10 protein-coding genes and 1 tRNA gene are annotated in these 13,503 nt (G+C 62.0%); 5 read left to right on the forward strand and 6 right to left on the reverse strand.

Translation table 11 applies throughout. From position 1 onward, the window contains the following. Positions 1–48: 48 nt before the first annotated feature. Positions 49–1,530: a glutamate--tRNA ligase gene (gltX, locus tag IB229_RS16600; RefSeq protein WP_192330968.1), complete on the reverse strand. Its 1,482-nt coding sequence runs from the start codon at positions 1,528–1,530 to the stop codon at positions 49–51. Between the two features lie 27 nt (positions 1,531–1,557). Beyond that, positions 1,558–2,472 (reverse strand): LysR family transcriptional regulator, encoded by a 915-nt coding sequence (locus IB229_RS16605; protein ID WP_192330969.1) that lies wholly within the window; start codon positions 2,470–2,472, stop codon positions 1,558–1,560. 104 nt (positions 2,473–2,576) lie between these two features. Here IB229_RS16605 and IB229_RS16610 point away from each other — a divergent pair, with 104 nt between their 5' ends. From IB229_RS16610 to IB229_RS16620, 3 genes are read left to right on the forward strand one after another with little or no spacing between them, the layout of a single operon-like run. Further along, positions 2,577–3,614: an HlyD family secretion protein gene (locus IB229_RS16610; RefSeq protein ID WP_192330970.1), complete on the forward strand. Its 1,038-nt coding sequence runs from the start codon at positions 2,577–2,579 to the stop codon at positions 3,612–3,614. A gap of 49 nt (positions 3,615–3,663) precedes the next feature. Then, positions 3,664–5,154 (forward strand): MDR family MFS transporter, encoded by a 1,491-nt coding sequence (locus tag IB229_RS16615; RefSeq protein ID WP_192331598.1) that lies wholly within the window; start codon positions 3,664–3,666, stop codon positions 5,152–5,154. 49 nt (positions 5,155–5,203) lie between these two features. Next, the gene (locus IB229_RS16620; protein WP_192330971.1) at positions 5,204–6,103 is read left to right on the forward strand and encodes an EamA family transporter; all 900 of its coding nucleotides are present in this window, start codon (positions 5,204–5,206) and stop codon (positions 6,101–6,103) included. A 45-nt stretch (positions 6,104–6,148) separates the two neighbouring features. Here IB229_RS16620 and uvrB read toward each other — a convergent pair whose 3' ends face one another. After that, positions 6,149–8,164 (reverse strand): excinuclease ABC subunit UvrB, encoded by a 2,016-nt coding sequence (gene uvrB / locus IB229_RS16625; protein ID WP_192330972.1) that lies wholly within the window; start codon positions 8,162–8,164, stop codon positions 6,149–6,151. Between the two features lie 182 nt (positions 8,165–8,346). Here uvrB and IB229_RS16630 point away from each other — a divergent pair, with 182 nt between their 5' ends. Together IB229_RS16630 and IB229_RS16635 are read left to right on the forward strand one after the other, a co-directional pair. After that, the gene (locus IB229_RS16630; protein ID WP_192330973.1) at positions 8,347–9,543 is read left to right on the forward strand and encodes an amino acid aminotransferase; all 1,197 of its coding nucleotides are present in this window, start codon (positions 8,347–8,349) and stop codon (positions 9,541–9,543) included. 55 nt (positions 9,544–9,598) lie between these two features. Beyond that, positions 9,599–9,674 (forward strand) — tRNA-Asn (locus IB229_RS16635). 121 nt (positions 9,675–9,795) lie between these two features. On the opposite strand, the gene IB229_RS16640 is transcribed toward IB229_RS16635, so the two are convergent. From IB229_RS16640 to IB229_RS16650, 3 genes are all read right to left on the reverse strand, one after another. After that, positions 9,796–10,122, reverse strand: a complete 327-nt coding sequence (locus tag IB229_RS16640; RefSeq protein ID WP_192330975.1) for a ComEA family DNA-binding protein — start codon at positions 10,120–10,122, stop codon at positions 9,796–9,798. 85 nt (positions 10,123–10,207) lie between these two features. Beyond that, positions 10,208–12,211: a polysaccharide biosynthesis protein gene (locus tag IB229_RS16645; protein WP_192330977.1), complete on the reverse strand. Its 2,004-nt coding sequence runs from the start codon at positions 12,209–12,211 to the stop codon at positions 10,208–10,210. A gap of 61 nt (positions 12,212–12,272) precedes the next feature. Beyond that, positions 12,273–13,448 carry a DegT/DnrJ/EryC1/StrS family aminotransferase gene (locus tag IB229_RS16650; RefSeq protein WP_192330979.1) on the reverse strand — a complete coding sequence of 392 codons (1,176 nt, stop codon included), beginning with the start codon at positions 13,446–13,448 and terminating at the stop codon, positions 12,273–12,275. Positions 13,449–13,503: the final 55 nt, after the last annotated feature.

Consider the following 13,503-nt stretch of genomic DNA (forward strand, 5'->3'; position numbering starts at 1 on the left):
GTTGAATCTTTTATCCACAAGAACAACCACTTACCGAAGAGCACTGGATCAGCGGAAGCTTTCCAGCAGCTTCTTCCACTCCTTGCTCTCGCCATTGCTGACCCCCCCCACCAACTCGATGGCCTGGCGCAGGCGGAAACGCGAGAGGTCGGCACCGAGAATCTCCATGGCGTCGAGCACCGACACCGAGCTGGATTTGCCGGTGATCGCCGGGAACATCAGCGGCATCAGATCACGCAGCTTCAGGCCCAGGCCCTCGCAGACGAACTGGATGCTCGCGGTGATCTTTTCCTTGTCCCACTGGCGCAGCGCCTCCAGCTCCCACAGCACCAGCTGCAGTGCCTGGCGCACCTGATCCGGGCTCAGCTTCTTGTGCTCCAGCAGCTTGGCGTCGAGCTGCACGCCACCACTGAAGAAGAAACTGCCAAGCGGCGCGATGTCGCTGAAGGTCTCGACACGCTGTTGCACGTGTGGCGCGATCTGCATCAGGTACTGCGAATTGAACGCCCACTGCTGCACGCGCGCTGCGAACTGCTCGACCGGCAGCTCACGCAGCCACTGACCATTGAGCCAGGACAGCTTCTCCACGTCGAAGATCGGCCCGCCGAGCGAGATGCGCGACAGGTCGAAGTGCTCGATCATTTCGGCCAGGGAGAACTTCTCGCGCTCATCCGGCATCGACCAGCCCATGCGACCCAGGTAGTTGAGCAGCGCCTCGGGCATGTAGCCCATGCGCTCGTAGAAGGTGATGCAGGTCGGGTTCTTGCGCTTGGACAGCTTGCTCTTGTCCGGATTGCGCAGCAGCGGCATGTAGCAGAGCTTGGGCTGCTCCCAGCCGAAGTACTCGTACAGCTTGATCAGCTTCGGCGCCGAGGGCAGCCACTCCTCGCCGCGCAGGACGTGGGTGATTTCCATCAGGTGGTCGTCGACGACGTTGGCGAGGAAATAGGTGGGCAGGCCATCGGCCTTCATCAGCACCTGCATGTCCATGCGATCCCACGGGATCTCGACGTCGCCACGCAGCATGTCCGGCACCACGCAGACACCCTCGCTCGGCACCTTCATGCGCACCACATGGGACTCGCCAGCCGCGACGCGCTGCTCGGCGACATCCGCGGAGATGTGCATGCAGTGGCCGTCGTAGCGCTGGGTTTCCTTGCGCGCAGCCTGTTCGGCCCGCACCTGATCGAGACGTTCGGCACTGCAGAAGCACGGGAATGCATGGCCCTTGCTGACCAGTTCGTCCGAGTACTTCTTGTAGATCGCGCCGCGCTCGCTCTGCCGATACGGCCCGTGCGGCCCGCCGACGTCCGGGCCTTCGTTCCACTCGATACCCAACCAGCGCAGGGCGTCATAGATCTGCTGCTCCGACTCACGGGTCGAACGCAGCTGATCGGTGTCCTCGATGCGCAGGATGAACTCGCCGCCGTGCTGGCGGGCGAAACACAGGTTGAACAGAGCTATATAGGCAGTACCGACGTGCGGGTCACCAGTAGGCGACGGCGCAATGCGGGTGCGGACTTTGGTCATGACAAGTCTCGGGGCAAGGGAATTGGATCAAGGGCGCGATGTTAACAGGCCGGCGGCCGTGGTCTCCAGTTGCGCGGGGCTCGGCAGGCTGGCCATGAGGAAGTCGAGGAAGGTTTTCACCTTCATCGCCTGAAAGCGCCGTGACGGGTAGACCGCATACAGCTCACCAACCGGCAGTTGCGCCGCCGGCAGCAACTCGACCAAGCGCCCACTCTGTACCGCCGCCTCGGAAATCATCAACGGCAGGCCGGCAATGCCCGCCCCCGCCAGCGCCGCTTCGCGGGCCAGGGTGATGTTGTTGCAGGACATCACCCGCTGACAGGCGATCTGCTCGCCGAGCAGCGGCCAGTAGCGTGGCGGGTCCTGCGGCAGGAGGATGGCGCGATGCGAGACCAGCTCCTCGCTGCGCCGCGGCGTGCCATGCAACGCCAAGTATTCGGGGCTGGCACACAGGCGGCGGCCACTCTCGAACAGCTTGCGCGCGATCAGGGTCGAGTCATGCGGCTGGCCGACGACGATGGCGATGTCCACGCCCTCCTCCACCGGGTCGACATCGCGCGAGGTCAACTCGACCTCGGCGCTGATCTGCGGGTACTGGCGCATGAACTGCCCCAGCACACTGCCGAGAAACAGCTGGCCGAACTCGATGGGCGCGGTGATGCGCAACAATCCCGACGGTTCCTGCTGCAACTGCATCACAGCCTGCTCGGCCTCGGCGAAGTCGAGCATGATCTGCCGACAGCGCTCGTAGTAGGCCTGGCCCACCTCGGTCAGGCGCAATTTGCGTGTGGTGCGGTTGAGCAGGCGCACCCCCAGGCGCTCCTCGAGCAGGGCGATGCGCCGGCTGACCGTGGACTTCTGCATGCCCAGGCTCTGCGCGGCCTGGGTGAAACTGTGGAACTCGACCACGCGGGTGAAGATCAACGCATCATCCAGCCCCATGATTGTTCCTCATAAGCAACAAAGTTTGGCGATTCTACCGGCTACATACTTCCAGGCAACACTGTTAGATTTGCTTACACTTTGCCCGCCGTTCGAGCACCTTCATGTCCGCCCAACTGCAACGCCGCCTGTCGATCTTCGTCGTCCTTCTCGTCCTCATCATCGCCGCGTTCTTCGCCCACTGGCTGCTGGTCGGACGTTTTCACGAAAGCACCGACAATGCCTATGTCCAGGGTGAGATCACCCGCGTGTCGAGCCAGCTCGGTGCGCGCATCGACCAGGTACTGGTGCACGACAACCAGTCCGTGGAAAAAGGCCAGCTGCTCGCCGTGCTCGAGTCGGCAGACTTCCAGCTGGCCCTCGACCGTGCCCGCGCCGCGCTCGCCACCCGCGAAGCCGAGCTGGACCAGGCGCAGAGCCGCCTGAGCCAGCAAGGCAGTCTGATTGCCTCGAGCCAGGCCGATGTCGGCGCCAGCCAGGCCACACTCAACCGCACGCAGATCGACCTGTCCCGTGCCCAGGCGCTGCGCAAGCCGGGTTATGTTTCCGAAGAACGCGTTACCACCCTGTCCGCCGACAGCCGTGTGGCCCGCTCGCAAGTGGCCAAGGCCGAGGCCGACCTCAGCGCCCAACGCCAGCAGGTTGCCGCACTGAACGCCGAGATCAAGCGCCTCGACGCGCAGATCGCCAATGCCCGCGCCGACATCGCCCAGGCCGAGCTCAACCTGCAGCGCACGCAGATCCACGCACCGATCAGCGGTATCGTCGGCCAGCGCTCCGCACGCAACGGCCAGGTGGTGCAGGCCGGCGCCTACCTGCTGTCGATCGTGCCCAACGATGACATCTGGGTGCAGGCCAATTTCAAGGAAACCCAGATCGGCCGCATGCAGGCCGGCCAACATGCCGAACTGGTCTTCGACGCTTACCCGGACAGCCCGATCGACGCCACCATCGAAAGCCTGTTCGCCGCTTCCGGTGCGCAGTTCAGCCTGCTGCCGCCGGACAACGCCACCGGCAACTTCACCAAGGTGGTGCAGCGCATCCCGGTGAAGCTGACCTTCGCCGCGGACAACCCGCTCAAGGGCAAGATCCGCCCGGGCATGTCGGTCGAGGTCAATGTCGACATCCGCAATGAGCGGTGACTCGCTGATCCGCCCGGTTGGCGAACCCAGCCGGCGCGACTGGATCGCCGTGATGAGCGCCATGCTTGGCGCCTTCATGGCAGTACTGGACATCCAGATCACCAACTCTTCGCTGAAGGACATCCAGGGCGCGCTGTCGGCGACGCTGGAAGAAGGCTCGTGGATCTCCACCTCCTATCTGGTAGCCGAGATCATCATGATCCCGCTGACCGCCTGGCTGGTGCAGCTGCTCTCCGCGCGGCGCCTGGCGGTATGGGTGTCGCTGGGCTTCCTCGCCTCCTCCCTGCTCTGCTCGTTCGCCTGGAACCTGGAGAGCATGATCGTGTTCCGCGCCCTGCAGGGCTTCACCGGCGGCGCGCTGATTCCCCTGGCGTTCACCCTGACCCTGATCAAGTTGCCGGAAAGTCAGCGCGCCAAGGGCATGGCCCTGTTCGCCATCACCGCCACCTTCGCCCCGTCCATCGGACCAACCCTGGGCGGCTGGCTGACCGAGAACTGGGGCTGGGAATACATCTTCTATATCAATGTGCCGCCCGGCCTGCTGATGATCGCCGGCCTGATGTACGGGCTGGAGAAGAAGAAACCCAACTGGGAACTGCTCAAGAGCACCGACTACGCTGGCATCGTCACCCTCGGCATGGGCCTGGGCTGCCTGCAGGTGTTTCTCGAGGAAGGCCACCGCAAGGACTGGTTGGAGTCGAGCCTGATCGTCGGCCTCGGCTCTATCGCCGTGGTCAGCCTGTGCGTATTCGTCATCCTGCAGTTCTCGCGGGACAACCCGCTGATCAACCTGCGCATCCTGCGTGAACGCAACTTCGGCCTGACCAGCATCGCCAGCCTGGGCATGGGGCTGGGCTTGTATGGCTCGATCTACCTGCTGCCGCTGTACCTGGCACAGATCCAGAACTACAACGCCCTGCAGATCGGCGAAGTGATCATGTGGATGGGCCTGCCGCAGCTGTTCATCATCCCGCTGGTACCGATGCTGATGAAGGTCATCCCGCCCAAGCTGCTCTGCGCGCTGGGTTTTGGCCTGTTCGGCTTCTCCAGCTTCGCCTCGGGCGTGCTCAACCCGGACTTCGCTGGCGAGCAGTTCAATCACATCCAGATCATCCGCGCCCTCGGCCAGCCGATGATCATGGTCACCGTATCGCTGATCGCCACTGCGTACATCCAGGCCCAGGACGCCGGCTCAGCCTCCAGCCTGTTCAACATCCTGCGCAACCTCGGCGGTGCCATCGGCATCGCCCTGCTCGCGACCCTGCTCGACAGCCGCACCAAGACCTACTTCGACTACCTGCGCGAAGCCGTGGTGCCCGGTAACCCGCAGGTCGACGAGCGCCTCGCGCAACTCACCGAACAACTCGGCAGCTCGCAGGCGGCACTCGGCAAACTGAGCGAGATCGTCCATCAGCAGGCCAGCATCATGGCCTACAATGACGCCTTCCATTTCGTCGGACTGGCGCTCGGCATCAGCATGATTGCCGTGCTCCTGACTCGCGCACTGCCACCGGGAACCACCGGCGGCGCTGCCCACTAAAAGTCGGTCACTGCGTCACGAGCGCGGTGGCCATCTGCAAGGTCAAGCAATGCCCACCTCCGCCACCCGCACCCGTTCGCTGCTGCTGATCGGGGCTTTCCTGGTCATCTACATCGGCTGGGGCACCACCTACCTGGCCAACCATTTCCTGCTGCGCGAACTGCCACCCTTCATCATCGGCACCCTGCGCTTCCTGCTGGCCGGGCTGCTGGCGCTGGCCTGGGTGATCGCCCGCGGCGAACTGCGCCTGCAGCGCAGCGACATCGGAGGCGCGCTGATCGGCGGCGTCCTACTCATTGCGGTCGGCCAGGGCGCGCTGATCTACGCCAACCTGCACCTGCCCACCGGCATGCTGGCGATGCTCTACACCACGCTGCCGCTGTGGAGCGTGGCGCTGGAATGGTTGCTGGGCGAACGCCCACCGCTGTGGGTGCTGCTGGGGCTGGCGGTGTCGGTGGCGGGCATCGTGCTGCTGATGGGCAACGGCCTGGGCCACGGTGCTGGGCCGCTGCAGTGGCTGTCCGGGGCGCTGGTGCTGGGCGCCACGCTGCTGTGGGCAATCGGCGCCTGGTGGCTGCGCCGGCGCGCGCCGTTTCGCTCCAGTGCACTGGGCCTGTCCCTGCAGATGCTCACCGGCGCGCTGATCCTCGCCGTGATCGCCGCCTTCCAGGGCAACTGGCAGAGCCTGCACCTGGGTTCGCTGTCCGGCACCGGGTGGCTCTGGCTGGCGTACCTGGTGCTGCCAGTCAGCCTCGGCGTCTACCCGGCCTACTTCTGGCTGCTGCGCGAAGTCCGCCCGAGCCTGGTGTCGACCTTCGCCTTCGTCAACCCGGTGGTGGCACTGCTGCTCGGCTACCTGCTGCTCGACGAACAGTTGACCACGGATGCGGCGATGGCCTGTGCAGCGATCCTGATCGGCGTATCGCTGATCGTCTTTGGCCGCCGTTGACGCCACATGCAGAGCGGGCTGCAGCCCACCCTGTATGCGGCTTGATCACACCTGTAGCAAACGGTCGCGCAGCTTCTGGATCTCGTCGCGCATCTGCGCCGCGGCCTCGAACTCCAGGTCCCGGGCCAGCTGGTACATCTTCTCCTCGAGCTGACGGATGCGCTTGGTGATCTCGCTCGGCGAGCGCAGCTCGGCCTCGTAGCGTGCATTCTCTTCCGCCGCCTTGGCCATGCCCTTGCGCTTGTTGCTGCGCGAACCAGGCACCGTGGCGCCTTCAAGGATGTCCTGAATGTCCTTCTTCACACCTTTGGGCACGATGCCATTGGCCTCGTTGAAGGCGATCTGCTTGTCGCGGCGACGCTCGGTCTCGCCGATCGCCCGCTCCATCGAGCCGGTGATGCGGTCGGCGTAGAGGATCGCCCGGCCATTGAGGTTGCGCGCCGCGCGGCCGATGGTCTGGATCAGCGAGCGCTCGGAACGCAGGAAGCCTTCCTTGTCCGCATCGAGGATCGCCACCAGCGACACCTCGGGCATGTCCAGGCCCTCACGCAGCAGGTTGATCCCAACCAGCACGTCGAACGCCCCAGTACGCAGGTCGCGAATAATCTCCACACGCTCGACCGTGTCGATGTCCGAGTGCAGGTAGCGCACCTTGACTCCGTGGTCGGCGAGGTAGTCGGTGAGGTCTTCGGACATACGCTTGGTCAGCGTGGTCACCAACACCCGCTCCTCCAGGGCGACGCGCTTGGTGATCTCCGACAGCAGGTCATCGACCTGGGTACGCGCCGGGCGCACTTCGATCTGCGGATCGACCAGCCCGGTCGGACGCACCACCTGCTCAATCACCCGCCCAGCGTGATCGGCCTCGTACGGGCCTGGCGTGGCGGAGACGAAGATGGTCTGCGGGCTGGCCGCCTCCCACTCCTCGAAACGCATCGGCCGGTTGTCCAGCGCCGATGGCAGGCGGAAACCGTACTCCACCAGGGTTTCCTTGCGCGAACGGTCGCCCTTGAACATCGCGCCGACCTGCGGCACCGAAACGTGGGACTCGTCGATGACCAGAAGCGCTTCATCGGGCAGGTAGTCGTACAGGGTCGGCGGCGGCTCGCCCGGACCGCGCCCGGACAGGTAGCGCGAGTAGTTTTCGATGCCGTTGCAGTAGCCCAGCTCGAGGATCATTTCCAGGTCGAAGCGCGTGCGCTGCTCCAGGCGCTGCGCCTCGACCAGCTTGTTGTTGGCCCGCAGGTAATCCAGGCGCTCCTTGAGTTCGACCTTGATGTGCTCCACCGCTTCCAACAGGGTCTCGCGCGGGGTGACGTAGTGGCTCTTGGGGTAGAAGGTGAAACGCGGCAGCTTGCGGATGACCTCGCCGGTCAGCGGATCGAAGGCCGACAGGCTTTCCACTTCGTCGTCGAACAGCTCGATGCGAATCGCCTCCAGGTCTGACTCGGCCGGGAAGATGTCGATCACATCGCCGCGCACCCGGAAGGTGGCGCGAGCGAAATCCATGTCGTTGCGCGTGTACTGCAGGTCCGCCAGCCGGCGCAGCAGGGCGCGCTGATCCATCTTGTCGCCGCGATCCACGTGCAGAACCATTTTCAGGTAGCTCTCGGGGCTACCCAGGCCGTAGATACACGACACGGTGGTGACGATGATCGCATCCGGGCGTTCGAGCAGCGCCTTGGTCGCCGACAGGCGCATCTGCTCGATGTGGTCGTTGATCGAGGCATCCTTCTCGATGAAGGTATCGGACGACGGCACGTAGGCTTCGGGCTGGTAGTAGTCGTAGTAGGAAACGAAGTACTCCACCGCGTTGTTCGGGAAGAAACTCTTGAACTCGCCGTAAAGCTGCGCAGCGAGGGTCTTGTTCGGCGCCAACACCAGCGTCGGGCGCTGGATCTGGGCAATCACGTTGGCGATGCTGAAGGTCTTGCCCGAGCCGGTTACGCCGAGCAGCGTCTGGTGCGACAGGCCCGCCTCCAGGCCTTCGACCATCTGCCGGATGGCCTCCGGTTGATCGCCGGCCGGCTTGAATCGGGTGACAAGCTGAAACTGCGACATGAACGACCTCTCGACCGCTGTGACGCGCCGCTGCCACGGGCGTCTCAGCTAGCAATAAAGCACGCGCGCGATATCGCCGCATGCAACCTTGGCCGCTATAATACCGACCGCCTCACGCAACCCCTAGCGCAGTCCGCGCGGACGTTGCCAATCCCCCACTCTCATCTCCGAGCTGCCGCATCATGAGTCTGTTCTCTGCCGTCGAAATGGCGCCGCGCGACCCGATCCTGGGCCTGAATGAAGCCTTTGCTGCCGATACCCGAAGCACCAAGGTCAACCTGGGTGTGGGGGTGTATTACAACGAAGAGGGCCGAATTCCTCTGCTGCGCGCCGTGGCCGAAGCCGAGAAGGCACGCATCGAGGCGCATGCGCCGCGTGGCTATCTGCCGATCGAGGGTATCGCTGTGTATGACAGCGCCGTACAGAAACTGTTGCTCGGTGCCGACTCCGAGCTGATCGCCGCCGGCCGCGTGATCACCACCCAGGCCGTGGGCGGCACTGGCGCGCTGAAAACTGGCGCAGACTTCCTCAAACGCCTGCTGCCCGACGCCGTCGTCGCCATCAGCGACCCGAGCTGGGAAAACCATCGCGCCCTGTTCGAAAGCGCCGGCTTTCCAGTACAGAACTACCGCTACTACGATGCCGCCAACCACGGCATCAACCGCAGCGGCATGCTGGAAGACCTGAAAAACCTGCCGGCCCGCTCGGTCGTCGTGCTGCACGCCTGCTGCCATAACCCAACCGGTGTCGACCTGTCCCTGGACGACTGGAAAGCGGTGCTGGACATACTGCGCGAGCGCGAACACGTGCCCTTCCTCGACATCGCCTACCAGGGCTTCGGTGACGGCATCGAACAGGACGCCGCTGCGGTCAGGCTGTTCGCCGACGCTGGCGTGACCTTCTTCGTCTCCAGTTCGTTCTCCAAGTCATTCTCGCTGTATGGCGAGCGTGTCGGCGCCCTGTCGATCGTCACCGGCTCCAAGGAAGAAGCTGGCCGCGTGCTCTCGCAGGTCAAGCGTGTGATTCGCACCAACTACTCCAACCCACCGACCCACGGCGCAACCGTGGTCGCCAGCGTGCTGAACAACCCGGAACTGCGCGCACTGTGGGAAGCCGAGTTGGCTGAGATGCGTGAGCGGATCCGTAGCATGCGCATCGCCATGGTGGATCAACTGGCGGCACTGGGCGCCAAGCGCGACTTCAGCTTCGTCGCCCGCCAGCGGGGCATGTTCTCCTACTCGGGCCTGACTCAGGAGCAAGTCGAACGCCTGAAAACGGAGTTCGGCATCTACGCTGTCGGCACCGGCCGCATCTGCGTCGCCGCACTGAACCGCAACAATCTGGATGCCGTGACCAAGGCCATCGCACAGGTTCTCTGAGATAACTGGGAAGTATTGACTTCCCCTTTTTAATCAGTAGGATACGCACCGCAGTTCCGCGATAGCTCAGTCGGTAGAGCAAATGACTGTTAATCATTGGGTCCCTGGTTCGAGTCCAGGTCGCGGAGCCAAATTCAAAGCCCCAGCACTGCTGGGGCTTTTTTATTGCACAGAGAAAAGCTCGAAAGCGAATACGTCGAGCACAAAAAAGCCGGCGCAAGGCCGGCTTTCATTCTGCGAACGAAACTGACTTCAGTTGACGCTCAGTCGATCGCGGTTCTTCTCCAGAGTGGCCGCACCGATACCCTTCACTTCGAGCAACTCATCCACAGAAGCAAACGGACCATTGGCCGTGCGGTGTTCGATGATGGCTTCGGCTTTTACTTTACCGATACCATTCAGCTCGCCCTGCAACGTTTCTGCATCGGCAGTATTGATGTTCACTGTCGACGCTTGAGCAGCCTGCTGCTCGCTAACGATAGGTTGGGCTTTGGGTTTGACGGGTTCCGCTGCCGAGACAGCGACGGAGAGACTGGCAAGGCAGGCAAACAACAGGGAAGACAACTTGAGTTTCGGCATTTGCAGCTCCTTAGTGGATTCCATGTGACATTCCGTTTGTCACGTAACAGACAATAGCCAGCCAATACCCACTGTCAAAGCCGCCCTACCGATCTGTGCGCTGCTGCACATGTATCCAGTCGACGATCTCACCTTCCGGGCTGTATCCACTCACTGTTTGCCGAAGCATCCTGCGCACCGTGTCGTAGTCATCGCGCTCAACCGCCAGGAACAACTCGCCAAGGACACCTTTCAGCACCTCCCAAGGCAGATGCTCCTCATCCGCCCGCATGATCATCGAGTGATCGGTCGGGCTGACGTTCTCGCCAATCAGCAGCTCTTCATAGAGTTTTTCCCCTGGACGCAGACCAGTGAATTCGATGGCAATGTCACCGCCGGGCGAATCTTCATCACGCAGACTCAGTCCAGAGAGGTGAATCATCTTTTCTGCCAATTCGACGATTCGTACAGGCTGCCCCATGTCCAGCACGAACACATCGCCACCCTGCCCCATCGAGCCTGCCTGGATCACCAGTTGCGCCGCCTCGGGAATGGTCATGAAGTAACGAGTAATGTTCGGATGCGTGACCGTCACCGGCCCACCGCGCTTGATCTGCTCACGAAACAACGGAATCACCGAGCCGGATGAGCCCAGCACATTGCCGAAGCGCACCATGGTGAAACGCGTCTGGCTGACCTGCGGCACACCCACTTCGTCAGTCATCAGCACTGGCGCCGACTCGCGAGCGAGCGCCTGCAGCACCATTTCCGCCAGACGCTTGGTGCTGCCCATCACATTGGTCGGCCTGACAGCCTTGTCGGTCGAGATCAGCACGAAGTGACGCACACCCGCCTTCACCGCCGCCTGCGCGGTTTGCAGCGTCCCGAACACGTTGTTGAGCACACCCTCGGCAATGTTGTGCTCAACGATGGGCACATGCTTGTAAGCCGCCGCGTGATAGACCGTCTGCACCTTCCAGGTACGCATCACATCGAGAAGCCGTTCGCGGTTGCGGATACTACCCAGGATGCCGATCAACCGGATTGGCAACGAATCGCGGCGAATGCGCTCTTCGAGCTCGGTCTGAATGCCATACAGATTGAATTCGCTGTGCTCGAACAGCACCAGCGTGGTGGCGCCTGAAGCCAGAATCTGCCGGCACAGCTCCGAGCCGATGGAACCACCAGCCCCCGTCACCAAGACTACCTGCCCATGAATACAGCGCTCGAACAACTCCTTGCGCGGCGGCACAGCATCGCGCCCGAGCAGGTCGACGATGTCGACGTCCTGCAGATCATTCACCTTGACCCTGCCGCTGGCCAGGTCCATGAAGCCGGGAATAGTGCGCACGTGTAATGGATATGGCTCCAGCGACTCGAGGATTTCTCGGCGACGTGACCGGGATGCAGACGGGATCGCCAGCAGAATTTCCTCTGCACCGGTTTGCCGGATCATCGCCTCGATGTTTTTGGGCTTATAGACGCGAAGACCAGCGATCTCACGGGACGCGATACTTTCATCATCGTCGACGAACGCAACCGGTCGCATGGCACGCCCTAGTCGCAGCGCCGCTGCCAGCTGATTGCCAGCAGCACCGGCACCGTATATGGCAACGCGGGGATGAGACTTGGAAGCGCTCACGAACGGCATCTGCTCCACGCCTACGTACCAGTCGCCAAGAAAATACTGGCGCATGACCAAGCGTAAACTTCCCACCAAAATCAGTGTGAGACACCAATAGATGAACACCATGGACCGGGGAACCAGCATGCCTGGGTCACGGTACCAATACACGAATAGAGCCCACCCGAGCATCGAAAGGGTGACGGCCTTGAGAATAGTCAGCAGTGCATCATTGCCGAAGTAACGCATGACGGCACGGTACATACCCAGCCTGATAAAGATGGGAATGGCGATCACTGGAGCACTGAGGAAAAGCCAGATGTGATCGCCCAATGGGCTGACCGAGTTGCTCATGCCCAGTCGCATGGCGAATGACAGCCACAACGCCAGCCAGAGCAGGAATATGTCAGCGCACACTTGCAGCAGACGCTTGTATCCGCGAGAAAGCCCTAGCAACCGCTCCCGAACAGTGGTCGATACCTTCAAAGGAGGTCTCCCATCAAGCGGTACATCGACCTACGTACACACCACAACGCCGCAGTCCAAATCATTGAACTGCCTGCGCCATAACGGCGGTCAGGGCGTCGCATGTCTTCGATACATCAGCACTTGCAAGGGTCGGATGGACCATGAACATCAAGCTCGTTTCTCCGAGCTCACGTGCGATCGGTAGTCGATGCTCTGGCCGCCAGCCCGTCCCGTCGAAGGCCTTTTCAAGATAGACCTCTGAACAGCTACCCGAAAAACAGGGAACGCCCAGCTTACCGATCTCGCCGAGCACACGATCCCGACTCCAGTCAGCCTTAAGCTTCTCTGCTTCGATAAAGACATAACATTTATAAGCAGCGTGTACGACGTCACTCGGCACGGCCGGTACACGAAGCCCGCGCACATTCGCGGCGGTCTCCCATATACGCTGGGCATTGCCAAGCCGAGCAGCCTGCCAAGCCGGCATCCGCTGCAATTGGATACGTCCGATTGCAGCTTGTACTTCCAGCATGCGCCAGTTGGTACCGAAACTTTCATGCAGCCAGCGAAAGCCCGGTGCGTGCTCCCGCTCGTACACCGCTTCCCAGGATTTTCCGTGATCCTTGAACGACCATATGCTCGACCAGAGGCTGCGATCGTTGGTGGTCACCATTCCTCCCTCGCCACCCGTAGTCATGATCTTGTCCTGGCAGAACGACCAAGCGCCAACATGACCAATCGAACCAACCGCTCGCCCCTTGTAACTTGCGCCATGCGCCTGCGCACAATCCTCGATAACGAACAGGCCGTGCTGCTCCGCAAGCGACATGATGGGGTCCATGTCACACGGCCATCCAGCCAGATGAACGCAAATGATGGCTCGTGTACGAACCGTCAGTACCGCGGCAATACTATCGACTGTGACGTTCTGGGAGTCGCGATCGACATCGGCGAAAACCGGAACCGCGCCCGCATTGACAATGGACGAAGCCGAAGCCAGGAAGGTTCGTGATGTCACCACGACCTCATCCCCAGCGCCCACGCCGAGCGCCTTTAATGCCACGTCCAAAGCTACGGTACCGTTGGCCAGAGCTATCGCATACTCAACGCCTACCCAGGCCGCGAATTCCTTCTCGAACTCGCGACAATGCTGACCCGTCCAGTAATTGACCTTATTCGAAAGAATCACATCACGGGTCGCATTGGCTTCTTCTTCAGAAAAGCTGGGCCATGGAGCGAAGGGTGTATTGAGCACAACGGCAATCCTGCAAAAACGAAATGAAAGGCTGACACCTAGGAAACACGCAACA

This window comes from Pseudomonas sp. PDM14, from assembly GCF_014851905.1.
Taxonomy (GTDB): Bacteria; Pseudomonadota; Gammaproteobacteria; order Pseudomonadales; family Pseudomonadaceae; genus Aquipseudomonas.

Coding starts and splice junctions, on each gene's coding strand:
- IB229_RS16630 (WP_192330973.1), top strand. CDS start 8,347: ATGAGTCTGTTCTCTGCCGTCGAAATGGCGCCGCGCGACCCGATCCTG.
- IB229_RS16605 (WP_192330969.1), bottom strand. CDS start 2,472: ATGGGGCTGGATGATGCGTTGATCTTCACCCGCGTGGTCGAGTTCCAC.
- IB229_RS16610 (WP_192330970.1), top strand. CDS start 2,577: ATGTCCGCCCAACTGCAACGCCGCCTGTCGATCTTCGTCGTCCTTCTC.
- uvrB (WP_192330972.1), bottom strand. CDS start 8,164: ATGTCGCAGTTTCAGCTTGTCACCCGATTCAAGCCGGCCGGCGATCAA.
- IB229_RS16620 (WP_192330971.1), top strand. CDS start 5,204: ATGCCCACCTCCGCCACCCGCACCCGTTCGCTGCTGCTGATCGGGGCT.
- IB229_RS16640 (WP_192330975.1), bottom strand. CDS start 10,122: ATGCCGAAACTCAAGTTGTCTTCCCTGTTGTTTGCCTGCCTTGCCAGT.
- gltX (WP_192330968.1), bottom strand. CDS start 1,530: ATGACCAAAGTCCGCACCCGCATTGCGCCGTCGCCTACTGGTGACCCG.